Consider the following 23,835-nt stretch of genomic DNA (forward strand, 5'->3'; position numbering starts at 1 on the left):
GCCAGCCAGGGCGGTACAGTGTCGGGGATGCGATCGGCATTCGCGCCAAGACCGCCACCCACGCAGGACACCATGGCATCGACCTCACTGGAAAAACAGCTGCAATTCCTCCGCGAAATCGACCGGCTCAAGACCGTCGTCCGGCAATCGCCGCTGCTGGACCGCAGCCGCAAGGAGAATTCCGCCGAGCATTCCTGGCACCTGGCGCTGTACGCGCTGGTGCTGAGCGAATACGCCAGCGGTCCGGTGGATACCCAGCGGGTCATGCGGATGCTGCTGCTGCACGACGTGGTCGAGATCGACGTCGGCGATTTCCCGATCCACGGCGGATCGTCGGCGGCCTGGCAGGCCGAGCACGAGGACAAGGCGGCGCAGCGGCTGTTCGGCTTGCTGCCCTCGCCGCAGGGCGATGAGTTCCTGGCGCTGTGGCGGGAATTCGAGCAGGCCGAGAGCGAGGACGCGCGCTTCGCCAAGGCGCTGGACCGCTTCCAGCCGCTGCTGATCAACGTGTTCACGGGTGGCGGCACCTGGACCGAGAACGGCGTGTCGCGCGAGCAGGTGCTGGCCCGCTACGGGCCGGTGATCCAGCGCGGGGCGCCGAAATTGTGGGACGTCTGTGAGCGCTGGGTGGCGGCGCATTTCGAGGGCCGGGCATGATGTGATCCGCGTCTGGGGGCTCACGTTCCCGTCCAGCCGCGGCCGTCCTGCGTCCGCATCCGCCCGTGCCACGCGCATGGAAAAGGCCCGCTCGCGCGGGCCTTTCTCTTGAGCGCCTTTCCTTTACAGCCGGTCGCAGCGCACCGTGATCGGATGATCGCGCAGCGTCGTCATGACCAAATCATCGACCTCGCCATCGACGTCGGTGATCACGTAGCCGATCTGGCCCTTGGTCTGCAGGGTCTGGCTGACGATGTTCAGGCCGTGCTGCGCCATCAGGTTGTCCAGCGTGCCCAGCGCGCCGGGGGCGTTGCGGTGCACGTGCAGGATGCGGGTGGCGCCGGCCTGTTCCAGGTAGGGCAGTTCGGGGAAGTTGACCGCGCCCTTGGTGGTGCCGGCCTGCAGGAAGCGCACCAGCTTCTCGGCCACTTCGCGGCCGATGTTCTCTTGCGATTCCTGCGTGCTGCCGCCGATGTGCGGGGTGAGGATGACGTTGGGCAGGCCGATCAGCGGGCTGGCCAGCGGTTCGTCGGCGCCCTTGGGTTCGGTGGGGAACACGTCGAGCGCGGCGCCCGCCAGATGGCCGGACTTGAGCGCGGCGTGCAGGGCGTCGATGTCGACCACGGTGCCGCGCGAGGCGTTGATGAGGATGGCGCCGCGGCGCATGCGGGCAATGGTCTCCGCATTCATGATGTTCTCGGTGGACTTGCCGCCGGGCACGTGCAGGGTGACCACGTCGGCCTGCTCCAGCAGGTCGTTGAGCGAGCCGGCCGGGCGGGCGTTGCCCAGCGGCAGCTTGGCTTCGACGTCGTGGTAGATGACGCGCATGCCGAGGCCTTCGGCCAGGGTGCTGATCTGCGAGCCGATGTTGCCGTAGCCGACGATGCCGAGCGTCTTGCCGCGGGTCTCGAAGGCGCCGGCGGCGCTCTTGTCCCAGTGGCCGAGATGGACGCGGGCGTTCTTCTCGGGGATGCGGCGCAACAGCAGGATGGCTTCGCCCAGCACCAGCTCGGCGACCGAGCGGGTGTTGGAGAAGGGCGCATTGAACACCGGGATGCCGCGCTGCATGGCGGTGTCGAGGTCGACCTGGTTGGTGCCGATGCAGAAGCAGCCGACCACGCGCAGGTCGGGGTTGCCGGACAGCAGGGCGGCATCCAGGTGGGTACGAGAACGGATGCCCGCGACCTGGGCGCCGCGCAGGGCGTCCTGCAGCTGCGCCGGCGGCAGGGCCGCGGCGTGCGTGACGATGTCGGTGTAGCCGGCGGCTTCGAAGACGGCGCGGGCGCTCGGGTGGATGTTCTCGAACAGGACGATGTGTGCCATGACTGCCAGGGGTCGGGTGAGAAATGCGTTTTATTTATTGTGGCGCATTTTTGCTGCGGTGCAAGAGGTACCCATTGCCCGGGTGGGGATGAATTGTTTCAGAACGGCCGGGCGCCGCCCGGCCGGGAGCATCCCCGGGGCATCTCCTAACGATACGCCTGGAACACCTTGGCGCCGCCGCGCTTGTCCACCAGCAGGACATCATGTGGCGTCTTGCGGCCCCCGTATTCGGGGCCGTCCATGCCGGGCGAACCCAGCGGCATGCCAGGCGCGGCAAGGCCGGCGGCATCGGGCTTTTCGAGCAGCAGGCGGCGCACGTCGCTGGCCGGCACGTGGCCTTCGATGGCATAGCCGTCCACCACGGCCGTATGGCACGAGCCATAGTCGGCCATGCCGGCATTGCGGCGCACCGGGCCGGTGTCCTGGACGTCGTGGGTGGTGACCTCGAAGCCGTTGTCGCGCATGTGCTTGACCCAGTCCTCGCAGCAGCCGCAGGTGGGCGTCTTCCACACCTGGACCTTGGGGGCGGATTGGGCCTGCGCGAGGATCGGCGCGGCGTACAGGGGCAGGGACAGTGCGGCCGCCAGCAGCAGGCGACGGGCGGGGATGAGAGGTGTTTTCATGGGTCTCCGCGAGAAAGATCAGAACCAGAAGCTCACGCCGGCCAGCACGGCGGCCTGCGAGCGACCTTGGCCGGCGGCGGACGCATAGTCCGCGGTGCGGCCGAACTTACGTTCGAAGGATACCCCGACGTAGGGCGCGAACTGGCGCGTGATCTCGTAGCGCAGGCGCAGCGACAGCGAAGCGTCGGACAGGCCCGAGCCGATGCCGCGCTCCGGGTCGTTGCGGCCGTAGGCGCTGGCCTCGATCTCCGGCGTGAAAATCAGACGCTGGGTAAGCAGCAGATCGTACTCGGCCTTCAGGGCCAGCGCGGTGCGGCCCGATGGGCCGGCGTAGGCGGTGGTCTCGAACTCGATGTTGTAGGGCAGCACGCCCTCGAGGCCGAGCGCGGCCCAGTTGCGCTTGGGACCGGTGCCGAAGTCGCGCCGCGCGCCCAGTTGCAGGTCCCAGAAAGGCGAGATGGCGTGACTCCAGAGGGCCTCGACCTTGGCGCCGGAACCGCCGCCGCTTTCGCGTTCGCCTTCGCTCTTGATCACCAGCCGGTCGGTGGCGGTGCCCCACCAGAAGCGGCCGTCCCATTCCAGCGCGTTCTGGCCGTCGCGGTTGCGCGACCAGCCGAACTTGTCGAACAGCAGCCGCGACGAGGCGTCCCTGTCCATCATGTGCGGGTGCAGGCCGTAGCTGTCATAGCCACGCTCGCCGGCGCCGTCGCTGGACGGCAGGCTGCCGACGGGCGGCGCGGCGGCCGGCGCGCCGTGGTTCATGCCGGGCATGGAGGAATGATCCATGGCGGGCGGCATCGCGGGCTTTGGCTTGGCGCTGCCGTGGTCCATGCCGGGCATGGAGGAATGGTCCATGACGGGCGGCATCGCGGGCTGTGGCTTGGCGGCGCCGTGGTTCATGTCCGGCATCGAACCATGATCCATGCCGGAATGGTCGTTCATGGCCTGGCCGAGGGCCGGCTGGCCGGCCAGGGCCGCCAGCAGGGCGGCGGCCAGCGCGGCGTGGCGGAACGGGGGAAAGGAAGTGCGCATATTCCGGTTTCTCATCGCCTACTCCACCACGACCGCCCTGAACATGCCGGCCTCCATGTGGTACAGCAGGTGGCAGTGGTAGGCCCAGTTGCCGCGGGCATCGGCGCTGACGCGGTAGCTCAGGCGCTGCGCCGGATTGAGCGACAGGGTGTGCTTGCGGACCTGGAAGGCGCCGTCGGGCGATTCCAGGTCGCTCCACAGGCCGTGCAGGTGGATGGGGTGGGTCATCATGGTGTCGTTGACCAGCACGAAGCGCACGCGCTCGCCGTAGCGCAGCACGATGGGCTTGGCGTCGGAGAACTTCACGCCGTTGAACGACCACATGTAGCGTTCCATGTTGCCGGTCAGGTGCAGCTCGATCTCGCGGGTTGGCGCGCGGTTGTCGTCGGGTTCGCGGATCGAGCGCAGGTCGGCGTAGGTCAGCACGCGGCGGCCGTTGTCGCGCAGGCCGATGCCGGGGTCGTCCAGGCGGGTGGAGACCACGTCGGGCAGCATCGAATTGCCCGGGCCGCGTTCCTCGGGATAGGGGTGCCTGACCTCGACGATGCCGCCCTGATCCGCGCCGCCGCCGTGGGAGCTGCCGTGGTCCATGCCGGGCATGGCGCCATGGTTCATGCCGGCCATCGCGCCGGCGGTCGCCTCGGGCGCGGCGCCATGATCCATGCCGCCCATGTCGTGCTTCATGCCCATGTCCATCATGCCGAGCAGCTGCACCCGGTCGACCGCGGGCACCTCGGCCTGCATGCCGGGGCGCGGCGCCAGGGTGGCGCGGGCGTAGCCGGAACGGTCCATGGCCTGCGAGAAGATGGTGTAGGCGCGGTCTTCGGCGGGCTCGACGATCACGTCGTAGGTCTCGGCCACGGCGATGCGGAATTCCTCCACGTCGACCGGCCGCACGTCCTGGCCGTCGGCCGCCACCACCGTCATCTTCAGGCCGGGGATGCGCACGTCGAAGTACGTCATGGCCGAGCCGTTGATGAAGCGCAGCCGCACGCGTTCGCCCGGCTTGAACAGGCCGGTCCAGTTGCCGGCCGGCGTCGCGCCGTTGGTCAGGAAGGTGTACGTGGCGCCGGAGACGTCCGCCAGGTCGGACGGGTTCATGCGCATCTGTTCCCACATCAGGCGCTCGGACAGCGCCGCCCGCCATCCCTTCTCGCCGGCCTCGCGGATCAGGCTCTCGACGCTGGGCTGGTTGCGGTTGTAGTAGTCGGGCATGGCCTTGAGCTTGTCGAAGACCCGCATCGGGTCTTCGTCCGTCCAGTCCGACAGCAGCACGGTGTAGTCACGGTCCGCGGCGATGGGATCGGGCCGCTTCGGGTCGATGACGATGGCGCCGTACAGGCCGGTCTGCTCCTGGAACCCCGAGTGGCTGTGATACCAGTAGGTGCCGCTCTGGCGCACGTCGAAGCGGTAGGTGAAGGTCTGGCCCGGATCGATGCCCGGGAAACTCAGGCCCGGCACGCCGTCCATTTCCGTGGGCAGCAGGATACCGTGCCAGTGGATCGAGGTCTGTTCGCGCAGGCGGTTGGTCACGCGCAGCGTGACCGTGTCGCCCTCGCGCCAGCGCAGCAGCGGGGCCGGCACCTGGCCATTGACGGTGGTGGCGATGCGGGCGGCGCCGGTGTAGTTGACCGGCGTTTCGCCGATCTCCAGGTGGAATTCGGTGCCGCGCAGTTCGGCGGGCGCGGCCGTGGCCTGCGCCGCGCGCGGGCCCGCGCTGGCGGCGCGCCAGCCGCCCAGCGCCGCCAGCGCGCCGCCGGCGGCCAGCCCCTGCACGAAGCGGCGGCGGGTGGGAATAGGGAAGGTTTTCATGAGGGATCCGCGGCGGCGTTATTGCACCGACACCGCGCCCTTCATGCCGGCGGTGTAGTGGCCAAGTTCCAGGCAGCCGAAAGAAACGGTGCCGGCGCGGTCGAACTTCCAGACGATCTGGCCGCTCTTGCCCCCCTCCAGCGAGATCGCGTTGGCCTCTTCGTGGCGCATGCCGGGGTCCTTCATCATCATGGCGTAGTGGGCCTGCAGGTCGGCGTCGGTGCCCAGCACCATTTCATGGCGGATGCGGCCCGAGTTGCGCACGTTGAAGCGCACGGTCTCGCCGGCCTTGACCTGCACCTGCGCCGGCGTGAAGCGCATGGCGTCGGTCATGTCGATGTCGATGCTGCGGGTGACGCGGGCGGCGTCGCCGGGCGTGCCGATGGGGGCGGAGGCCGCCGGCATGGCGTGGCCGGCGTGTTCGCCATGGGCGCCGGCCGCGAAGGCGGCGCCGGTGCCGAGCAGCGCGGCCAGGGCCGTGATCTGGGTGATGCGGAGCAAAGTGCCTTTCATGCTGTTCCCTTGATGGGGGTTGACCATGGGAGGCACTTTAGGAAAACCGGGGTGACCCGGTTCTGTCGCGAAGATTACTTCTTTGTAATGTGGCCGCCGGCGGTGTCCGGGCCCGACCCGCGCAGGGTGATGCCGACCACCGTGCCCTCGGCGCCGGAGGCCGCGTCGACCTCGCCGCCATGCATGCGGGCGATGGCGCGCACGATCGCCAGGCCCAGGCCGTGGCCCTCGCTGCGCGGCGCGCGCGCCTGGCCGGAGCGGAAGAAGCGGTCGAAGATGCGCGGCAGGTCGGCCGCCGGGATCGGCGCGCCGGGGTTGCGCACTTCGACCCGCGCGCCGGCCGGGCGAGGCTGGCAGGCCAGCACGATCTCGCCGCCGCGCGGCGTGGCCTTGATGGCGTTGGAGATCAGGTTCGCCAGCGCGCGGCGCACCAGTCCGGGGTTGGCGGCGACGATGGCGTCGCCGTCGCAGCGCAGCGTGACGCCGCGGTCTTCCAGCGCCGCCTCGTAGAAGTCGGCGACGCGCCGGGCCTCGGCGGCCAGCGATACCGGTGCCAGGTCGGCGGCGCGCTCGCCGCGGTCGGCGCGGGCCAGGAACAGCATGTCGTTGACCAGCGTCTTCAGGTCTTCCAGCGTTTCCAGGTTGGATTCGAGCGCGTCGCGCAACTCGGCCGCGTCGCGGCCGCTGGACAGGGTCACCTGGGTGCCGTTGATCAGCGTGGCCAGCGGCGTGCGCAGTTCGTGCGCCACGTCGGCGTTGAATCCTTCCATCTGCTGGTAGGCGGCCTGCAGCCGTTCCAGCGTGCGGTTGAACGACAGCACCAGCTCATGCAGCTCGCGGTCGGTGTCGCGCAGCGGCAGGCGCACGGCCAGGTTGTCGGGCTGGATGCGGGCCGCCTGTTCCGACAGCCGCCGCGTGGGCGCCATGCTGCGGCGCACGGCCCAGGCCGCCAGCACCACGGTGGCGCCCACCCACAGCGCGCAGATCAGCGCCAGCGCGGTGCCGTAGGCGTAAAGGAACTGCGAACTGGTGCGGGTGCTGACCGCCACCGTCAACTGCGCGCCTGGCAGGATGCGGTCGTCGACCGCGACGCGCAGACCGCGCAGGCGGCTGCCGTCGGCCTGCTGCAACAGCACCTGCCGGTCCGGCAGGACCTGCAGGGTTTCGGGGATGGCGCCGCCATAGACTGGATGGCCCTGCGCGTCGACGATCCAGATGCCGAGCTGGCTCTGGCCTGCGCGCATGTCGTCGAAGGTGGCGGCCAGGTCGTGCAGGCCGCGCGCGTTGTTCTGCATGTCGATCAGGTGGTTGATCAGTTCCAGCTTGCCGCTGACCTCGGTGATCTCCTGGCGTTCGACTTCGCGCTTGAGGGCCCAGAACAGGGTGGCGCCGGCCAGGCTGGAAACCAGCAGCGCGATCGCGCCCAGCAGCAGGGTCAGGCGCGCCTGCATCGAGCGCACGCGCGGCGGCTTCATCCGCGCGCGGGCTCCGGCCGCGATTCGAGCACGTAGCCCATGCCGCGCACGGTGTGCAGCAGCTTGGCCTCGAACGGGTCGTCCAGCTTGCTGCGCAGGCGCCGCACGGCCACGTCGATGACGTTGGTGTCGCTGTCGAAATTCATGTCCCAGACCTGTTCGGCCAGGGTGGTGCGCGACAGCACCTGGCCCTGGCGCCGCAGCAGCAGGGCCAGCAGGTTGAATTCCTTGGCGGTCAGGTCCAGGCGGCGGCCGCCGCGCGCGACCTTGCGCCGCGCCAGGTCCAGTTCCAGGTCGGCCAGGCGGAACACGGTGGGTTCCTGCGAGCGGCCGCGCCGCAGCAGCGCCTGCACGCGGGCCAGCAGCTCGGAGAAGGCGAAGGGCTTGATCAGGTAATCGTCGGCGCCGCCTTCCAGCCCGCGCACGCGGTCCTCGACGGCGTCGCGCGCGGTCAGCATCAGGATCGGCGTGTCCTTGTTGGCGCGCACCGCGGCCAGGATGCCGAAGCCATCCACGCCGGGCAGCATCACGTCCAGCACGATCAGGTCGTAGGCGCCTTCCAGCGCCAGGTGCAGGCCGTTGACGCCGTCGCGCGCCAGGTCGACCACATGGCTCTGCTCCGACAGGCCTTTCTTGAGGTAGTCGGCCAGCTTGGGTTCGTCTTCGATGACCAGGATGCGCATGGCCGGGAATTTACCATCCGCGCCGCGGTTGCGGCGCGGATCATGCGCGTGGCGCGCCGGCGTGTCAGGCGGATGGGTCGACCGCGATGCGATCCGGCGGGAAGCGCAGCGCGAACAGGCTGCCCTTGCCGGGCTCGCTGCTGATGAGCAGCTCGGCATCGTGGCGCATGGCGATGTGCTTGGTGATGGCCAGGCCCAGGCCGGTGCCGCCGACCGCGCGCGAGCGGCCGCGGTCGACGCGGTAGAAGCGTTCGGTCAGGCGCGGGATGTGGCGCGCGGGGATGCCGATGCCGGTGTCCTGCACGCTGTAGCGCCCGCCGCCGTCGGCCTCGCGTTCCCAGCGCACGGTGATGGTGCCGCCGTCGGGCGTGTAGCGTACGGCGTTGGTCAGCAGGTTCGACAGGGCCGAGGTCAGTTCGGTCTCGGCGCCGAGCACGTCGACGGTTTCGTCGATGTGCCATTCGATCACATGGCGTCCGCCCGACAGCGCCTCGATCTGCTGGCGCGCCTTTTGCAGCAGCGCGCCCATGTTGACCGCGCGCGGGTCGCTGCCCGGCGACGATTCCAGCGTCGACAGCGTCAGCAGGTCCTCGACGATGGCCTGCATGCGCTGGGCCTGCTCGTGCATCATGTCCAGGTACTGCGCCCGCTGCTCGGGGGGCAGGGCGTCGGCGGGCATGTCGCGCAGCGTTTCCAGGAAACCCGCCAGCACCGTCAGCGGCGTGCGCAGCTCGTGCGAGACGTTGGCGACGAAATCGCGGCGCGTGGTTTCCAGGCGCTCGATCTGGGTCACGTCGCGGGTGATGAGCAGGCGCTGGTTGCTGGCGTAGGCCGTCAGCTGCATCATCATCAGCCGCTCCTGGCCGTTCTGGCCCAGGCGCACCAGGATGGGATCGGGCCAGGAGGCGCGGTGCGCGTATTCGACGAATTCCGGCGCGCGCAGCAGGTTCAGCAGGTTGTGGCCGCGGTCGGCCGGCAGGCGCAGGCCCAGGTGCTGGCGCGCCATGCGGTTGCACCAGTCGATCTGGAAGTCTTCATTGAGCGTGACCGCGCCGTCGGGCAGGGCCTGGGCCGCCGCCAGCATGCCCTGCATGGTGTCGCGGGTTTCGGCCAGCTCGCGGGCCCGGGCGCGGGTGTAGCGGTAGAGGGGGGCGAGGATATCGTCCCAGGGGCCGACCGAGGCGGGCGGCGAGGTGTCGGGATGCCTGGCCCAGTGGGAAACCAGGTGCAGGCGCCAGCTGCGCCACAGCAGCATGACGACCAGGGCGGCGCTGAACAGCACCCAGCCGGCGGGATCTCCAATGAGCCATTGCGCCAATAGCGCGATCGCCGCCCACAGGGCGACCAGGATAAGGGTGCGCAGCCAGATCATCGTGCGGGAGTTTTACCGCGCCGGGACCTGTGCCGTAAACCGGTAGCCGCTGCCGCGCACCGTTTCCACGTGCGCATCGTGGCCGCTGGGCTCCAGGGCCTTGCGCAGGCGGCGGATGTGCACGTCGACGGTGCGTTCCTCGACGAAGACGTGATCGCCCCAGACCTGGTCCAGCAGTTGCGAACGCGAGAACACGCGTTCCGGATGGGTCATGAAGAAATGCAGCAGACGGAATTCGGTGGGGCCGATCTGCAGCGACTGGCTGTTGCCCGACAGGCGGTGCGTCACTGGATCGAGCTTGAGGCCGCCGACGTCGATCACGTCGTCGGTCAGTTGCGGCGCGCGGCGGCGCAGCACGGCCTTGATGCGGGCCATCAGCTCCTTGGGTGAGAAGGGCTTGGTGATGTAGTCGTCGGCCCCGGCTTCGAGGCCATCGACCTTGTCCTGCTCGGAACCCTTGGCGGTCAGCATGATGACCGGGACGGCGCGGGTGCGCTCGTCGTTGCGCAGCTTGCGCGCCATGGCCAGGCCGGAGGTGCCGGGCAGCATCCAGTCCAGCAGGATCAGGTCGGGCAGCTCGGCGCGGATCAGCGTCTGGGCCTGGTCGGCGTCGAAGGCGCGCAGCACTTTGTGGCCGGCGAAGGACAGGTTGACGGCGATCAGTTCCTGGATGGCGGGTTCGTCTTCGACGACGAGGATGGTGCTGGACATGGCGGATAGGGCACGCTTCGGAGCGCCGGCGCGGCGCGAACATTGCGATAGTATGGCCGCAATATTTCAGGTATGTGACCGCACGGCGCCTTCCCGCGCCCGCGGGCGGCATCCGGCGGGCCCCGATAGGCTACCATTGGACGATATATCGGGAATTCACCATGCAAAACCCCTCCGAATCGCAACATTCCGCGGATTCCGCGTCCCAATCGACGCATTTCGGCTTCCAATCGGTGCCGGAAAGCGAAAAAGCCCGCAAGGTCGCCGAAGTCTTCCACTCGGTGGCGCAGCGCTACGACATCATGAACGATTTCATGTCGGCCGGCCTGCACCGCGTCTGGAAGGCCTTCACCATCGGCCGCGCCGCCATCCGCCCCGGCATGAAGGTGCTGGACATCGCGGGCGGCACCGGCGACCTGGCCAAGGCTTTCGCCAAGCGCGCCGGCCCCACCGGCGAGGTCTGGCTGACCGATATCAACGATTCCATGCTGCGCGTCGGCCGCGACCGCCTGGCCGACGCCGGCCAGCTGGTGCCCACCGCCGTCTGTGACGCCGAGCGCCTGCCGTTCCCGACGGGCTATTTCGACCGCGTCAGCGTGGCTTTCGGGCTGCGCAACATGACCCACAAGGATCGCGCCCTGGCCGAGATGACCCGCGTGCTCAAGCCGGGCGGCAAGCTGCTGGTGCTGGAGTTCTCCCGCATCGCCAAGCCGCTGGCGCCGGCCTACGACTGGTATTCCTTCAACGTGCTGCCCTGGCTGGGCAAGACGGTGGCCAAGGACGAGGCCAGCTACCGCTACCTGGCCGAATCCATCCGCATGCATCCCGACCAGGAAACCCTGGCCGACATGCTGCGCACCGCCGGCCTGGAGCGGGTGCAGTACTTCAACCTGACGGCCGGCATCGCGGCCCTGCACGAGGGCGTGCGCCTGGCCTGATTGCGCTGGGTCCGATTCGGCTTGCCGTTGCCCCGGGGGAACTTGTGGGGCGGCGGCTTGTCCGTTATTCTTACGTCATTCAGATTACTGTAAGGAAGTCGCGCTGAAGGACCGCACGATCCGTGCGGCCTTCCGCTGCTCGGGGGCAGCGGGGCGCGGGTACGAGGGAGCACATCCATGACCAAATTCTGTTTCTCGCGGTTTGTCGCCGCGGCGCTCATCGCCATTTCCGGCGCCGCGCTGGTAACGGCGTCGTTCGACGCCGAAGCCCGCCGCGCCGGCGGCGGCAGCAGCGTCGGCCGCCAATCCTCCAATGTGACCCAGCAGCGCCAGGCCACCACGCCGCCGACCGCCGCCAGCAACACCGCGGGCGCCACCGCGGCGCCGGCGGCCGCCGGCGCGGCCACGGCCGGTGCCGCGGGTGCCGCCGCCAAGAGCGGCGCATCGCGCTGGCTGGGCCCCATCGCCGGCATCGCCGCCGGCCTGGGCATCGCCGCCCTGCTGTCGAGCATGGGCCTGTCGGGCGCTTTCGCCGAATTCCTGTCGTCCGCGCTGCTGATCGCCCTGGTCGTGTTTGCCGTGATGTTCATCATCCGCCGCCTGCGCGGCGCCGCGCCGCGTCCGGCCACCCAGGGTGCCTTCGGTGGCGCCAACAACGCGCCCGGCCAGCCGCAGCAACAGCCCATGTGGCGTGAAGCGCTGAAGCCGACCGCCCCGGCCGCGGCGCCGGTCGCAGCCGCCGCTGCCGCCCCGGCCGCGGTGCTGCCCAAGGCAGGCGACGACAACAACTGGTTCGTGCCCGGCGACTTCGATACGCCCAACTTCCTGAAGCAGGCCAAGGAGCAGTTCGTGCGCATCCAGGCCGTGTGGGACAGCGGCAGCACCGATCGCCTGCGCGACTACCTGACCGACGACCTGATCACCGAGCTCAAGCCGCAGTTGGCCGAGCGCGGCGCCGCGCCCAACAAGACCGAAGTGGTGCTGCTGAACGCCGAGCTGCTGGGCATCGAAACGGTTTCCGACGGCCACCTGGCCAGCGTGCGCTTCTCGGGCATGCTGCGCGAGACCCCGGGCGCCGAAGCCTTCCGCTTCGAGGAAGTCTGGAACCTGTTCAAGCCCGCCAACGGCGGCTGGCTGCTGGCCGGCATCCAGCAGATCCCGGTCGAATACGCCAGCTGATCGCGGCGGCGTCTCTCTTCCGATAGCGGGGCGGCCAGGCGGCCGTCCGCCACAACCGGCCCTTCAGGGCCGGTTTTTCCATGCGTCGGCGCAAACGGCGCCCGGACTTCCCGTAACAGACCCCCATCCAACCCGGTACACTCCCGATTTACCCATCAACTTCGTCACCCCCGCCCGCGGGGCCGCGGACCGTCATGTCGCCTTTTTCGTTTCTGCCTACTCCTGCACGGCTGGCCGTCGGCGCGCTCAACGCCCTGTTGAAGCGCGAAGACTGGGCGCGCGAACGCCTGGCCCGCCATGCCGGCAAGACGGTGCGTTTCGCGCTGGGCGGATTCACCCTGGGCCTGACCATCGACAGCGAGGGCCTGGCGGCCCAGGCCGACGCGGCGGTGGTGCCCGACGTGACCCTGACGGTGGCGCCCGAGAGGCTGCCGCTGCCGCGCCTGGGCGCGGGGGGCGAAACCCCCGATTTCGCCGAGGCCACGCACATCTCCGGTGACGCGGCCCTGGCGCAGGTGGTGGCGGACCTGTCCAAGCAGTTGCGCTGGGACCCCGAGGACAGCCTGGCCCGCCTGGTCGGCGACATTCCGGCGCTGCGCATCGTCGGCGGCCTGCGCGCGGCGACCGGCGGCGCGCGCCAGGCCGGCCAGCGCCTGGCCGAGAATGTGTCCGAATACCTGGCCGAGGAAAACGGCATGTTGCTGGGCCGGCCGGCGCTGGAGCAATGGCGCCTGGACCTGGCCGAGCTGAACGCCCGCGCCGACGCGCTGGCGCGCTCGGCCGCCGCCCTGCAATCGCGGTTGGCCACGGCCGCCGGCAAGCGGGGCGCCTGACCCATGTTCCCGTTGCTGCGCCTGTTCCGCATCATCCTGGTTTCGCTGCGCTATGGCCTGGACGAGCTGGTGCTCTCCAGCCTGAACCATCCGCTGGCCACCTGCCTGTTGCGCGTCATCCGCCTGGGCACCCGGCCGCGCAAGCCGCGCGGCCTGCGGCTGCGCCTGGCGCTGGAATCGCTGGGGCCGATCTTCGTGAAGTTCGGCCAGGTGCTGTCGACCCGCCGCGACCTGATCCCGGCCGACATCGCCAACGAGCTGGCGCTGCTGCAGGACCGCGTGCCGCCATTCCCGTCGGCCCAGGCCGCCGCCTGCATCGAGGCCGCGCTGGGCGCGCCGCCCGAAAAGCTGTTCGCGCAGTTCCAGGTCGACCCGGTGGCGTCGGCCTCCATCGCCCAGGTGCACTTCGCGGTGCTGCACGACGGCCGCGAGGTGGCGGTCAAGGTGCTGCGCCCGGGCATGCTCAGCATCATCGAGAAAGACCTGTCGCTGCTCAAGATCGTGGCCCGCATCATCGAGCGCCTGGGCGCCGATGGCCGCCGGCTCAAGCCGCGCGAGGTGGTGGCCGAGTTCGACAAGTACCTGCATGACGAACTCGACCTGGTGCGCGAGGCCTCCAACTGCAGCCAGCTGCGCCGCAATTTCGGCCCGGAATCCGGCCGCGGCGACATGCTGATGGTGCCCGAGGTGATCTGGGAATACACCGCGTCCACCGTGTTCACCATGCAGCGCATGTATGGCGTGCCGGTGGGCCAGGTCGAGCGCATGCGCGCCGCCGGCATCGACATCCCGACCCTGGCGCGCACCGGCGTCGAGATCTTCTTCACCCAGGTGTTCACCGACGGCTTCTTCCATGCCGACATGCACCCGGGCAACATCTACGTGTCCGACCGGCCCGAGACGCTGGGCAGCTACATCGCCCTGGACTTCGGCATCGTCGGCTCGCTGTCGGAATTCGACAAGAACTACCTGGCGCAGAACTTCCTGGCCTTCTTCCACCGCGACTACCGCCGCGTGGCGCAATTGCACATCGAGTCCGGCTGGGTGCCGCCCGATACGCGCGAGGAAGAACTGGAGGGCGCGGTGCGCGCCGTCTGCGAACCCTATTTTGACCGGCCGTTGTCCGAGATTTCGCTGGGCCAGGTGCTGTTGCGCCTGTTCCAGACCTCGCGCCGGTTCAATGTGGAGATCCAGCCGCAGCTGGTGCTGCTGCAGAAGACGTTGCTGAACGTCGAAGGCCTGGGGCGGCAGCTCGACCCCAACCTGGATCTCTGGAAGACCGCCAAGCCCTACCTGGAACGCTGGATGCGCCAGCGTGTCGGAATCAAGGGCTTGCGGCAGAGCCTGGAGAAAGAAGCCGCGCAGTGGTCGCAGATGCTGCCCGCGCTTCCCAGGCTGGTCCACGACCACCTGAACCGCCCGAATCTCTCGCCGGCCCTGCTGGCCGAGATGGCGCAGTTGCGGCGGGCCCAGGAGCAGAGCAACCGGCTGGTCGCGGCGCTGGTTGGCGTGCTGGCCCTGGGGATCGGGGTGGCGTTGTGGGCATTGACCCGATAGGCGGCGCGATGGTGTAAGTGCGATCCCCTGTCATGTTTCATTCATGAAACGGTCATCATAGCTTCGCGGGAGACGGCGAAAAATAGCGCTGGGCAGACTTGTGCAGCGTCACGCCGGCAAGTGCGTGCGCCATTCATCAATTTCTATAGCCCCACTGGCGGGACGAAAACAAGGGCAGAACATGCTTTATCCTGAACTCTTCAAGACCATGGAAGCGGTGCGCTGGAACATGGCGCACGATATTCCCTGGGGCGACTTCGATCGCAGCAAGCTCTCGGACGAGCAGGCGCACACGATCAAGATGAACGCCATCACCGAGTGGGCCGCGCTGCCGGCCACCGAGATGTTCCTGCGCGACAATCGCGGCGACAGCGATTTCTGCGCCTTCATGTCGGTGTGGTTCTTCGAAGAACAGAAGCATTCCCTGGTGCTGATCGAATACCTGCGCCGCTTCCGTCCCGATCTGGTGCCCACGGAAGAAGAGCTGCACAACGTGCGCTTCGAATTCGACGTCGCGCCCGAGCTGGAAACGCTGATGCTGCACTTCTGCGGCGAGGTGCGCCTGAACCACTGGTACCGCCGCGCCGCCGAATGGCACACCGAGCCGGTCATCAAGGCCATCTACAAGACCGTGGCGCAGGACGAGGCCCGCCATGCCGGCGCCTACCTGCAATACATGCGCCGCGCGCTGCACAACCGCGGCGAGGACACCAGCGTCCAGGCGCGCCTGGCGTTCTCCAAGATCGGCGTGCTGATGGCCTCGGCCGGCCGCACCCAGCAGGCGCTGCATCCGACCAACCTGCACGTCAACAAGGACCTGTTCCCCAACGACACGGTGCAGTCGCGCCTGCCCGAGCCGGGCTGGCTGGAGCATTGGCTGGACAGCCAGATCCGCTTCGACGGCATCTGGGAACAGAAGGTCGCCACCCGTATCCTGCACATCCTGTCCAAGCTGATGGACCGCAGCTTCGAGACGGTCAAGGACCTGAACCGCTACCGCAAGGAAATGACGGCGCTGGTGGTGCCCAAGGAAAAGGAAATCGTGCTGGCCGGCGCCTGATCGGGCGCCACGGCGGCGCGCGCCGGCCCCGGCCGGGCGCGTTCGATGACCGATGACGGCGGCCGCGGCCGCCGTCGTACAATCGCGCCATGCCAGCCGCCCGTTTCGAATCCAAAGTCCTGTCCCGCGACGACTGCGTCGCCGCCGTTGCCGCCGGCCGCCTGCCGCGGCCGCTGGTGTTCACCAATGGCGTCTTCGACATCCTGCATCGGGGCCACGCCACCTACCTGGACCAGGCCGCCCAGCTGGGCGCGACGCTGGTCGTGGCGGTCAATACCGATGAGTCGGTGCGCCGCCTGGGCAAGGGCGCCGAGCGCCCGCTGAACCGCATGGAAGACCGCGCCGCGCTGCTGGCGGCGCTGGGCTTCGTCACCGTAGTGACCTCGTTCCACGAGGACACGCCCGAGGCCCTGATCGGCCAGCTCAAGCCGGACCTGATCGTCAAGGGCGGCGACTACGACATGGAAAAACTGCCCGAGACCGCCCTGGTCAAGTCCTGGGGCGGCCGCGCGGTGGCCATTCCGTTCGAGTTCGAGCGGTCCACCACGGCGCTGGTCAGGAAGATCCAGGGCAGCTGACCGCGCCCGCGCTCAGCGCGGCTCGCGCAGCAGGCGGTTGATGGCGTCCAGGTCGGACTCGGCCAGGATGCCGCTGGTGGCCTTCAGGCGCAGCCCCGACAGCACCGTGCTGTAGCGCGCCAGCGCCAGGTCGCGCTGGGTGGCGTAGAGCTGCTGCTGGGCGTTGAGCACGTCCAGGTTGATGCGCACGCCCACTTCGTAGCCCGTGCGGTTGGCTTCGACCGCGGCGCGGCTGGATTTCTCGCCCGCCTCCAGCGCCTGGATGCGCGCCAGGCCGCTGGTGACGCCGGTGTAGTACTGGCGCGCGGCCTGCACCGCCTGGCGCCGCGCCGCCTCGAAATCGTGGCGCGCCTTCTGTTCCAGCTGCACTTTTTCCGTGACCTGCGAGGACACGCCACCCCCCGAATACAGCGGAATCGACAGCACCACGCCGATGGTGCTGTCGATCGGCTTGCCCGGCGCGGCGTTGCGCATCACCGCATCGCTGGCGCTGCCGCTGGTGGCGCGCAGGTTCAGGGTGGGGTAGTGGCCGCTCCTGGCGATCTGGATTTCGCGTCCGGCGATGCGGGTCATCAGTTGCGCCCGCAGCACCTCCAGACTGGAGGATTCGGCCTGGTTGCTCCAGTCCGCCACGCGAGCCGGCTGCGGCGCGGGCAATTGCACCCCGGGCGGCAGTTCGGCCAGCGCGCCAGGGGCCGTGCCGATGATCTTGGCCAGTTCCTCGCGGCGCACGTCCAGGTCGTTCTGCAGGCGTAGTTCCTGCGCCACCACCAGGTCGTAGCGCGCCTGCGCTTCGTAGGTGTCGGTGATGGTGGCGTTGCCCAGCTCGAAATTGCGCTTGGCCGACTCCAGCTGGCCGGCCACGGCGGCCTTCTCGGCCTCGGTCGCGGTCAGGGCGTCCTGGGCGTACAGCACGTTGAAATAGGCGTCGGCCACGCGCAGCAGCAGGTCCTGGTAGGCCTGCTGCAATTGCACTTCGACGTCGGCGACGATGAGCTTGGACTGCTCGTAGTTCTGCCAGCGGCCCCAGTCGAACAGCGGCTGGGTCAGCGCCAGGTCCCAGACGCCGCGGCCGCCGCTGTAGGCCATGCTCAGGCCGCGGGTGCTGCGGGTTTCCTGGTAGGCGCCGCCGACGCCGGCCGAGACCTCGGGCAGCAGCAGGGCGCGCGCCTGCGGCTCTTTTTCGAGGCCGGCGCGGTAGCTGGCGCGCGCCGCGGCGTAGATCGGGTCATTGCCCAGGGCGGATTGCCATACCTGCAGCAGGTTCTGCGCGCACGCGGCAGACGGGCCGACACTTGCGGCGGAGGTAAAAACCAGTAAAGCCGTAAGCAGTCGGACGCGCATGATCTGTCAGGGGGAGGGGTGCTGCTCCAGGGAATCCAGGGCGGGAGCCCGTGGCCGGGCGGGCCGGCGTGGCGGGGCCGAAGGGCCCCGCCTGGGAACTCAGAACTTGAACTGCGACACCGTGGCGCCGCGCAGGGGCTTGATGACCGTTTCGAACAGATTGACGGTCTCGAAGCTGGCGGCGGTGGTGCGGGTGATGCGACAGGCCGTCATGACGGGGGCCTGGCCGACGACGACGACCAGGCGGCCGCCCACGCGCAGCTGGTACTTGAGCGCGTCCGGCACGACCGGCACGGAACCCGTCACCAGGATCGCGTCGTATTCGGTGGAGCCCCAGCCGTTGCGGCCGTCGCCGGTTTCGACCTTGACGTTGGTGACGTTGTTCATCTGCAGGTTCTGCTGCGCGAACGTGACCAGGCGGCTGTCGATCTCGACCGAGGTGACCTGTTGCGCCAGGTAGCCCAGCAGCGCGGCCTGATAGCCGGAGCCGGTGCCGATTTCCAGCACGCAGTCGGACTTGCTCAGTTGCAGGTCCTGGGCCAGGCGGGCTTCGACCTTGGGCGCGAGCATGGTCTGGCGGGTGTTGACCGCGTTGATTTCCAGCGGCAGTTCCAGGTCGGAAAACGCCAGGGCGCGCAGGGCCGGCGGAACGAACTGTTCGCGGCGCACATCGAACAGCGCCTGCAGCACGTTGGCGTCCAGGACGTCCCAGGGGCGGATCTGCTGTTCCACCATGTTGAAGCGGGCTTGTTCTACGTCGGGCAGGGTCGAAGCGTTCATGACGGTCAGAAAAAACAGAGGAATCAACTGACCATTGTACCGATTCGTAGCGTCCTGTGACGCCGCCGGGCCCGCGGCCTGGTTACAGGCCCGGGAAACCGTCAGCCGGGGCGGCGCTTTCGGACGTAATGACGGCCGGTATCACCACCAGGCGTGGAAGTGATGCACCGGACCGTGGCCGGAGCCGACCGACAGGCGCTCGGCGTGGCGGATGGCTTCGGTCAGGTAGGCCTTGGCGCGGCGCGCGGCCTCGGGCACGTCCTCGACCTGGGGCAGCAGCGCGGCCAGGGCGGCCGACAGGGTGCAGCCGGTGCCATGGGTGTTGGCGGTCTCGATGCGGTGGCCGGGCAGCTCGATCATGCGGTCGCCGTCGTGCAGCAGGTCGATGGTGTCGTTGCCGGGCAGGTGGCCGCCCTTGACCATGACCCAGCGCTGGCCCGAATGCGCCAGCTTGTTGCGCAGGCGTTCGGCCACCCGTCGCATTTCCTTGACCGTTTCCACCGGACGTTCTTCCAGCAGCACGCCGGCCTCGGGCAGGTTGGGGGTGAGCAGCGTGGCCTGCGGCAGCAGCGCTTCGCGCATGGCGCCGACGGCGTCGCGTTCCAGCAGCAGGTCGCCGCTCTTGGCCACCATGACCGGGTCCAGCACCACGTGGGCCGGGGTCCACTTGGCCAGCTTCTCGGCCACCACCTGGATCACCGGCTGCTGGCCCAGCATGCCGATCTTGACCGCGTCGATGCGCACGTCGGCGAACAGGGTGTCGATCTGCTGGCCGACGAAGGCCGGCGGCACCGGCGAGATGCCGCTGACGCCCTGGGTGTTCTGCGCGGTGAGCGCGGCGATGACGGCGCAGCCATAGGCGCCCAGGGCGCTCATGGCCTTGACGTCGGCCAGGATGCCGGCGCCGCCGGACGGGTCGACGCCGGCGATGGTCAGCGCGTTGGGGATCGGGCGGCCGTTGGCGGCCGGCTGGCGGCTGCTCATTTGGCGGCGCCGGGCGCGGCGGTGATCAAGCCCTCGGTGGGCGAGCTGGGCGCGCCGCTGTAGAGCTTTTTCGGCATGCGGCCGGCCAGGAAGGCCTCGCGGCCGGACTCGACGCCCTTCTTCATGGCGCTGGCCATCAGCACCGGGTCGCGCGCGGCGGCGATGGCGGTGTTCATCAGCACGGCGTCGCAACCCAGTTCCATGGCGATGGCGGCGTCCGAGGCGGTGCCCACGCCGGCGTCCACCACCACCGGCACGCGCGCCTGGTCGATGATCAGGCGCAGGTTCCAGGGATTCAGGATGCCCATGCCGGAGCCGATCAGCGAGGCCAGCGGCATCACGGCCACGGCGCCCATGTCTTCGAGCATGCGGCACTGGATGGGATCGTCGGTGCAATAGACCATGACCTGAAAGCCCTCGTCGACCAGGGTCTTGGTGGCCTTCAGGGTCTCGGGCATGTTGGGGAACAGCGTGTGCGGGTCGCCCAGCACTTCCAGCTTGACCAGGGCGTGGCCGTCCAGCAGTTCGCGCGCCAGGCGCAGCGTGCGCACGGCGTCGTCGGCCGAGTAGCAGCCGGCGGTGTTGGGCAGCAGCGTGAACTTGGACATCGGCACGTAGTCGAGCAGGTTGGGCTCGCCCGGGTTCTGGCCGATGTTGGTGCGGCGGATGGCGACCGTGACGATCTCGGTGCCGCTGGCGTCCAGCGCCGCGCGGGTCTGTTCGAAATCCTTGTACTTGCCGGTGCCGACGAGCAGGCGCGACGAATAGGCGCGGCCGGCGATGGTGAGAGTGTCTTGAGTGGTCATGGCGGTGCTTCAAAGAGCGGGCGCGCGCAGCGGGACCCGCGGGGGCTGGCTGATCATCGGGGATCAACGGGTTGATCACGGTTAGGCGAATCATAAAGCACGGCGCGGCGCGGCTGCGACCAAGGCCACGCTGGCGCGTTCCACAAATCGCGCTTGCCGCGCACGACGGACGGGCGCGAATGACCGGGTCGCGGACAGGGGTATGGCGCCGGCCCCGCGCCGGGCGGGGGCTTTCGCGCCGCCGGCCCTAGCGCGCCCGCAGGCCGTCCAGGTCCGCGCACAACTGCTCGGCCGCGTCGATCAGGCGCGGGCCGGGGCGGTACAGCGCGTCGGCGTCGATGCCGTAGACGTGGCCGGCCAGCGCCGCCGGCAGGCCCATGGCGCGCCAGGCCGCCAGGTTGCGGGCGGTGTCCGCGGGCGTGGTGACGCCGGCCAGCACCGCGTCGGGCCGCGCCGCCAACACGCTTTCCAGGCCGACCTGCGGGGCCACGACCGGCGCCTGCTCGAAGACGTTGACGCCACCGCACAGGCGCAGCGCGTCGCTGACGATGCTGGCGTGGTTCAGGGTGTAGATCGGGTCCAGGCCCGCCTGCACGAAGACGCGCACCGGCGCGCGGCCGGCGTAGCGCGCGGCCAGCGCGTCGAGCCGCGCGCGCAGGGCCTGGGCGGCGGGCGCCGCCTGGGCCTCGGTGCCGAACAGCACGCCCAGGCGTTCGACCGCGTCGGGGATGGCCGCCAGCGTCTGCGGGTCGCTGTAGTAGAGCGGCACGCCCAGCTTGTCCATCACGCGCGCCAGCGGCGCGGCGGCCGATGGTTGCCAGGCGATGACCAGGTCGGGACGGGCGGCGGCCACGCGCTCGGGATCGGGCTGGGTGCCGTCGCCGATGACCGGCAGGGCGCGGGCCGCGGGCGGATAGTCGCTGCCCCGGATAGTGGCGACCAGGTAGGCGCCGGCGCCGGCCGCGTAGACCAGCTCGGTGGCGTGCGGCGCGAGGGTCACCGCGCGCCGCGCCGGGGCCGCCAGGGTCAGGTCGCGGCCGCGATCGTCGCGCGCGTGGATCGCCGCAGGGGGGCCGGCAGGGGTGTCGGCCGCCGCCGGACCGGGGCCGGACAGCAGCCCCAGGACGGCGAACGGAAGGGCGCGGACGAAGGTCATGCGAGGCATCGATACGGTCGGCGTGGAACAACGCCGACTATATCGGATCGCCGCTCAGTAGCGCAGCGTGAGGGAAGCGTAGAAGTTGCGGCCGGGCGCGGGGTACAGGTTGTACGGACCCGTTTCGCCCATGCTGCCGCTGCGGATGCCGTAGGTGGCGTACTTGCGGTCCAGGATGTTGTTCACGCCCACCGCGCCTTCGATATTGCGGGTGAATTTGTACGCGACCTTGGTGTTGAACAGCACGTAGGCGTCCAGCTGTTTGTCGAACTCGTTGGCCTGGTCGTTGTCCAGGCGCGACTTGCCGACGTATTGCGCGGCCACGTTCCACAGGAACGCATCGGTGGGACGCCAGGTCACGCCGGCATTGGCCAGCCACTTCGGCGCCATCGGCACGGTCTTGCCGGCCAGGTCGACGCCGTTGTAGGTGCCCGAGCGGAATTGCGCCTCCATCCAGGTCACGTTGGCGTCCAGCGTCACGCCGCGGACGATTTCGTGATGGCCTTCCAGTTCGATGCCCTGGCGCCGGGTCGGGTCCAGGTTGACGTTGGCGCCGAACATGTCGGCCAGCGGGTTGTACTGGATTTCGTTGGTCAGGTCATAGCGGAACCACGACAGGCGGGCGCTGCTGCGCTCCGATTGCCAGGTCACGCCCAGTTCCTTGTCGGTGGAGGTCTGCGGCGCCAGCGGGTTCTGCACCCACAGCAATTCGTCGCTGTTGGCCAGGCGGAAGCTGCGGCCGACCTTGCCGTACACGCCGAAGCCGTCGCTCAGATCCTGGCGCACGCCCAACTGCCAGGCAGTCAGGTGGTGGCCGCTGTCCGAGGGGTTGCCGCCCGAGCCGGCCAGGATTTCCAGCTTGTCCGACGCATACTGGCGCCGCACGCCCATGGTGACGTTGGTGCTCTCGGTGGCGCGGATCTGGCCTTCGGCGAACAGTCCGTACTGATGCTGGCGCGACTGCATCCTGGATTGGATCGGGTCGTAGTACGCGTCCTGCGTGACCGTGGTCCGGGACTCCAGCGCGTCGGCGCCGAAGACGACGCTGTGGCCGCCGCTGATCGGCAGGCGGTAGCGCAGGCTGGCGCTGTTTTCCACCAGCTTCTGGTCGCGCAGCGTGTCGCCGCCGCTGTCGAACATGCTCGGCGAGGCATAGGTCAGGCCGTGCAGCTTTTTGTTGCGGCTGGCCAGGTCGGCGTAGAGTGTGCCGACGCCCAGCGCCTGTTCGAGTTGCAGACCGATGGTGGTGGACGTGGACTTGATGAAGTCGGCGTCGTTCTTGGAGCCGCGGCGGTCGTCCTGGTACTGGTTCAGGCCGGTGAGCGGATTGATCTGGCGCGGGCCGGGCAGTTCCAGGCGCTGCGTGGTGGTGTTGCCGTACAGGCGGATCGAACCGTCGGCATGGCGGAAGGTGATGCCGCCGCCGCCGCCCTCGCGGGTTTCGGCGTTGTTGTCGCGGTAGCCATCGCTGTGCAGCGACTGCATGTAGGCGTCGACGCCGACCTTCTGGTTGTTCAGGGCCACGGCGGCGTCGTACTGGCGCAGGCCGTAGCTGCCGAAGGTGGCGGTGGCGCGAGCCGTGACCGGCTCCTTGGCGAAGTCCTTGCGGGTGATGATGTTGATCACGCCGCCGGTGGTGCCGCCGCCGTATTGCACCGAACCGCTGCCGCGCACGATCTCGACGCGCTCGACCTGGTCCAGCGGCACCACGCCCAGGTTGGGGGCGGACAGGTCGTTGGGGTTCTGCTTGACGCCGTCGATCATGATCAGCGTGTTGCTGGCGCCGGTCACGCCGAAGCCGCGCAGGTCGACCATGGCGCCGTCCGCCGAGCCGGAGCTGTTGATCAGGTGGATGCCGGCCTGCGTCGACAGCAGGTCCTGCATGGTGCGGGCGCTGCTGGCGGCGATGTCTTCGGCGGTGATGACCGAGATCGACACCGGCAAGGTGCGGCCGTCGCTGGGCACGCGCTGGGCGGTGACGGTGACGGTGTCGAGTTCGGGAGCGGGGGTGGCGGCTTGCTGGGCGGCCGACAGGGCCGGGGCGGAGCAGAGCAGGGCGCCGGCGTAGCGCCGGATGGAGCGGGATTTCATCTACAAGACCTCGATGCGACCCGCGACCCCGCAGGTCAATCACGATGGGGAGGATGCCCGGGGCCACGCCGCGTCCCTGGGGAGCGGGCGCCGGACGGGTGTCCTGGCGATCGAACTGGCCGGTATCGGGCTGCCATGGGCGCATCGCGCGCATGGGGACCGTTGCGGGGGCAGCACAGGCTGGATGCCCCGGCCGGCCAGCCTCGTGGGCGGCGCGGTGGGCGTCTTCCTGTTTCCCGTTTACCTTTCGCACGCGGACCGGCAAGTGTTGCGTTCTTGCCTGTCCCGATGCGCCGAAAGCACCGGTTCGGGGCCGAAACTGTATCAC

At 69.2% G+C, this 23,835-nt stretch carries 22 protein-coding genes; 7 read left to right on the plus strand and 15 right to left on the minus strand.

What is annotated here, in order from left to right:
• Positions 1–72 precede the first annotated feature (72 nt).
• Positions 73–657, plus strand: coding sequence for an HD domain-containing protein (locus tag ACVN9Z_RS09550; RefSeq protein WP_054470847.1), 585 nt, complete (start codon positions 73–75; stop codon positions 655–657).
• A gap of 123 nt (positions 658–780) precedes the next feature.
• On the opposite strand, the gene serA is transcribed toward ACVN9Z_RS09550, so the two are convergent.
• From serA to phoB, 9 genes are all read right to left on the minus strand, one after another.
• A complete protein-coding gene (serA, locus tag ACVN9Z_RS09555) occupies positions 781–1,980 on the minus strand; it encodes a phosphoglycerate dehydrogenase (protein WP_006386855.1) in 1,200 nt (399 codons plus the stop codon).
• Between the two features lie 146 nt (positions 1,981–2,126).
• Entirely contained in the window at positions 2,127–2,603 is a 477-nt protein-coding gene (locus ACVN9Z_RS09560; RefSeq protein ID WP_006386856.1) for a DUF411 domain-containing protein, read from the minus strand.
• 18 nt (positions 2,604–2,621) lie between these two features.
• Entirely contained in the window at positions 2,622–3,635 is a 1,014-nt protein-coding gene (locus ACVN9Z_RS09565; RefSeq protein ID WP_082370889.1) for a copper resistance protein B, read from the minus strand.
• A gap of 18 nt (positions 3,636–3,653) precedes the next feature.
• Positions 3,654–5,447: a copper resistance system multicopper oxidase gene (locus ACVN9Z_RS09570; RefSeq protein ID WP_458213355.1), complete on the minus strand. Its 1,794-nt coding sequence runs from the start codon at positions 5,445–5,447 to the stop codon at positions 3,654–3,656.
• A gap of 18 nt (positions 5,448–5,465) precedes the next feature.
• A complete protein-coding gene (locus ACVN9Z_RS09575) occupies positions 5,466–5,960 on the minus strand; it encodes a cupredoxin domain-containing protein (protein ID WP_112957249.1) in 495 nt (164 codons plus the stop codon).
• A 74-nt stretch (positions 5,961–6,034) separates the two neighbouring features.
• Positions 6,035–7,435 carry a heavy metal sensor histidine kinase gene (locus tag ACVN9Z_RS09580; protein WP_024067597.1) on the minus strand — a complete coding sequence of 467 codons (1,401 nt, stop codon included), beginning with the start codon at positions 7,433–7,435 and terminating at the stop codon, positions 6,035–6,037.
• Positions 7,432–8,118, minus strand: coding sequence for a heavy metal response regulator transcription factor (locus ACVN9Z_RS09585; protein ID WP_006386860.1), 687 nt, complete (start codon positions 8,116–8,118; stop codon positions 7,432–7,434). Before ACVN9Z_RS09585 ends, ACVN9Z_RS09580 begins: the two co-directional genes overlap by 4 nt.
• Before the next feature lie 64 nt (positions 8,119–8,182).
• Positions 8,183–9,490: a phosphate regulon sensor histidine kinase PhoR gene (gene phoR, locus ACVN9Z_RS09590; protein ID WP_006386861.1), complete on the minus strand. Its 1,308-nt coding sequence runs from the start codon at positions 9,488–9,490 to the stop codon at positions 8,183–8,185.
• Positions 9,491–9,502: 12 nt separating this feature from the next.
• Positions 9,503–10,201 (minus strand): phosphate regulon transcriptional regulator PhoB, encoded by a 699-nt coding sequence (phoB, locus tag ACVN9Z_RS09595; RefSeq protein WP_006386862.1) that lies wholly within the window; start codon positions 10,199–10,201, stop codon positions 9,503–9,505.
• A 161-nt stretch (positions 10,202–10,362) separates the two neighbouring features.
• Here phoB and ubiE point away from each other — a divergent pair, with 161 nt between their 5' ends.
• The 6 genes from ubiE to ACVN9Z_RS09625 all read left to right on the plus strand — a co-directional run bounded on the left by ubiE (position 10,363) and on the right by ACVN9Z_RS09625 (position 16,346).
• Complete coding sequence (ubiE, locus tag ACVN9Z_RS09600) at positions 10,363–11,139, plus strand: bifunctional demethylmenaquinone methyltransferase/2-methoxy-6-polyprenyl-1,4-benzoquinol methylase UbiE (RefSeq protein ID WP_006386863.1); 777 nt, start codon at positions 10,363–10,365, stop codon at positions 11,137–11,139.
• A 177-nt stretch (positions 11,140–11,316) separates the two neighbouring features.
• On the plus strand, positions 11,317–12,318 hold the full coding sequence (locus tag ACVN9Z_RS09605; RefSeq protein WP_038502736.1) for a Tim44 domain-containing protein: 1,002 nt from the start codon (positions 11,317–11,319) through the stop codon (positions 12,316–12,318).
• A 194-nt stretch (positions 12,319–12,512) separates the two neighbouring features.
• Positions 12,513–13,151: a ubiquinone biosynthesis accessory factor UbiJ gene (locus tag ACVN9Z_RS09610; protein WP_024067599.1), complete on the plus strand. Its 639-nt coding sequence runs from the start codon at positions 12,513–12,515 to the stop codon at positions 13,149–13,151.
• A 3-nt stretch (positions 13,152–13,154) separates the two neighbouring features.
• A complete protein-coding gene (gene ubiB, locus ACVN9Z_RS09615; protein ID WP_006386866.1) occupies positions 13,155–14,708 on the plus strand; it encodes a ubiquinone biosynthesis regulatory protein kinase UbiB in 1,554 nt (517 codons plus the stop codon).
• 181 nt (positions 14,709–14,889) lie between these two features.
• Positions 14,890–15,768 (plus strand): ferritin family protein, encoded by an 879-nt coding sequence (locus tag ACVN9Z_RS09620; protein WP_006386867.1) that lies wholly within the window; start codon positions 14,890–14,892, stop codon positions 15,766–15,768.
• 89 nt (positions 15,769–15,857) lie between these two features.
• Complete coding sequence (locus ACVN9Z_RS09625; RefSeq protein ID WP_006386868.1) at positions 15,858–16,346, plus strand: adenylyltransferase/cytidyltransferase family protein; 489 nt, start codon at positions 15,858–15,860, stop codon at positions 16,344–16,346.
• A gap of 12 nt (positions 16,347–16,358) precedes the next feature.
• On the opposite strand, the gene ACVN9Z_RS09630 is transcribed toward ACVN9Z_RS09625, so the two are convergent.
• The 6 genes from ACVN9Z_RS09630 to ACVN9Z_RS09655 form a co-directional block, all read right to left on the minus strand.
• Positions 16,359–17,690, minus strand: a complete 1,332-nt coding sequence (locus tag ACVN9Z_RS09630; protein WP_110134850.1) for a TolC family outer membrane protein — start codon at positions 17,688–17,690, stop codon at positions 16,359–16,361.
• Between the two features lie 99 nt (positions 17,691–17,789).
• On the minus strand, positions 17,790–18,470 hold the full coding sequence (locus ACVN9Z_RS09635) for a protein-L-isoaspartate O-methyltransferase family protein (protein ID WP_024067603.1): 681 nt from the start codon (positions 18,468–18,470) through the stop codon (positions 17,790–17,792).
• A 141-nt stretch (positions 18,471–18,611) separates the two neighbouring features.
• Complete coding sequence (gene thiD / locus ACVN9Z_RS09640; RefSeq protein WP_020925371.1) at positions 18,612–19,454, minus strand: bifunctional hydroxymethylpyrimidine kinase/phosphomethylpyrimidine kinase; 843 nt, start codon at positions 19,452–19,454, stop codon at positions 18,612–18,614.
• Positions 19,451–20,260: a thiazole synthase gene (locus ACVN9Z_RS09645; RefSeq protein ID WP_006386872.1), complete on the minus strand. Its 810-nt coding sequence runs from the start codon at positions 20,258–20,260 to the stop codon at positions 19,451–19,453. Before ACVN9Z_RS09645 ends, thiD begins: the two co-directional genes overlap by 4 nt.
• 247 nt (positions 20,261–20,507) lie before the next feature.
• A complete protein-coding gene (locus ACVN9Z_RS09650) occupies positions 20,508–21,416 on the minus strand; it encodes a cobalamin-binding protein (RefSeq protein WP_053501223.1) in 909 nt (302 codons plus the stop codon).
• 54 nt (positions 21,417–21,470) lie between these two features.
• Complete coding sequence (locus tag ACVN9Z_RS09655; protein WP_024067605.1) at positions 21,471–23,507, minus strand: TonB-dependent receptor; 2,037 nt, start codon at positions 23,505–23,507, stop codon at positions 21,471–21,473.
• Positions 23,508–23,835 lie beyond the last annotated feature (328 nt).

The organism is Achromobacter sp. KK8 (genome assembly GCF_054188005.1).

What these genes read in the sequence shown, in the direction of transcription:
- ACVN9Z_RS09550 (WP_054470847.1), top strand. Translation starts at nt 73, where the DNA reads ATGGCATCGACCTCACTGGAAAAACAGCTGCAATTCCTCCGCGAAATC.
- serA (WP_006386855.1), bottom strand. Translation starts at nt 1,980, where the DNA reads ATGGCACACATCGTCCTGTTCGAGAACATCCACCCGAGCGCCCGCGCC.
- ACVN9Z_RS09560 (WP_006386856.1), bottom strand. Translation starts at nt 2,603, where the DNA reads ATGAAAACACCTCTCATCCCCGCCCGTCGCCTGCTGCTGGCGGCCGCA.
- ACVN9Z_RS09565 (WP_082370889.1), bottom strand. Translation starts at nt 3,635, where the DNA reads ATGCGCACTTCCTTTCCCCCGTTCCGCCACGCCGCGCTGGCCGCCGCC.
- ACVN9Z_RS09570 (WP_458213355.1), bottom strand. Translation starts at nt 5,447, where the DNA reads ATGAAAACCTTCCCTATTCCCACCCGCCGCCGCTTCGTGCAGGGGCTG.
- ACVN9Z_RS09575 (WP_112957249.1), bottom strand. Translation starts at nt 5,960, where the DNA reads ATGAAAGGCACTTTGCTCCGCATCACCCAGATCACGGCCCTGGCCGCG.
- ACVN9Z_RS09580 (WP_024067597.1), bottom strand. Translation starts at nt 7,435, where the DNA reads ATGAAGCCGCCGCGCGTGCGCTCGATGCAGGCGCGCCTGACCCTGCTG.
- ACVN9Z_RS09585 (WP_006386860.1), bottom strand. Translation starts at nt 8,118, where the DNA reads ATGCGCATCCTGGTCATCGAAGACGAACCCAAGCTGGCCGACTACCTC.
- phoR (WP_006386861.1), bottom strand. Translation starts at nt 9,490, where the DNA reads ATGATCTGGCTGCGCACCCTTATCCTGGTCGCCCTGTGGGCGGCGATC.
- phoB (WP_006386862.1), bottom strand. Translation starts at nt 10,201, where the DNA reads ATGTCCAGCACCATCCTCGTCGTCGAAGACGAACCCGCCATCCAGGAA.
- ubiE (WP_006386863.1), top strand. Translation starts at nt 10,363, where the DNA reads ATGCAAAACCCCTCCGAATCGCAACATTCCGCGGATTCCGCGTCCCAA.
- ACVN9Z_RS09605 (WP_038502736.1), top strand. Translation starts at nt 11,317, where the DNA reads ATGACCAAATTCTGTTTCTCGCGGTTTGTCGCCGCGGCGCTCATCGCC.
- ACVN9Z_RS09610 (WP_024067599.1), top strand. Translation starts at nt 12,513, where the DNA reads ATGTCGCCTTTTTCGTTTCTGCCTACTCCTGCACGGCTGGCCGTCGGC.
- ubiB (WP_006386866.1), top strand. Translation starts at nt 13,155, where the DNA reads ATGTTCCCGTTGCTGCGCCTGTTCCGCATCATCCTGGTTTCGCTGCGC.
- ACVN9Z_RS09620 (WP_006386867.1), top strand. Translation starts at nt 14,890, where the DNA reads ATGCTTTATCCTGAACTCTTCAAGACCATGGAAGCGGTGCGCTGGAAC.
- ACVN9Z_RS09625 (WP_006386868.1), top strand. Translation starts at nt 15,858, where the DNA reads ATGCCAGCCGCCCGTTTCGAATCCAAAGTCCTGTCCCGCGACGACTGC.
- ACVN9Z_RS09630 (WP_110134850.1), bottom strand. Translation starts at nt 17,690, where the DNA reads ATGCGCGTCCGACTGCTTACGGCTTTACTGGTTTTTACCTCCGCCGCA.
- ACVN9Z_RS09635 (WP_024067603.1), bottom strand. Translation starts at nt 18,470, where the DNA reads ATGAACGCTTCGACCCTGCCCGACGTAGAACAAGCCCGCTTCAACATG.
- thiD (WP_020925371.1), bottom strand. Translation starts at nt 19,454, where the DNA reads ATGAGCAGCCGCCAGCCGGCCGCCAACGGCCGCCCGATCCCCAACGCG.
- ACVN9Z_RS09645 (WP_006386872.1), bottom strand. Translation starts at nt 20,260, where the DNA reads ATGACCACTCAAGACACTCTCACCATCGCCGGCCGCGCCTATTCGTCG.
- ACVN9Z_RS09650 (WP_053501223.1), bottom strand. Translation starts at nt 21,416, where the DNA reads ATGACCTTCGTCCGCGCCCTTCCGTTCGCCGTCCTGGGGCTGCTGTCC.
- ACVN9Z_RS09655 (WP_024067605.1), bottom strand. Translation starts at nt 23,507, where the DNA reads ATGAAATCCCGCTCCATCCGGCGCTACGCCGGCGCCCTGCTCTGCTCC.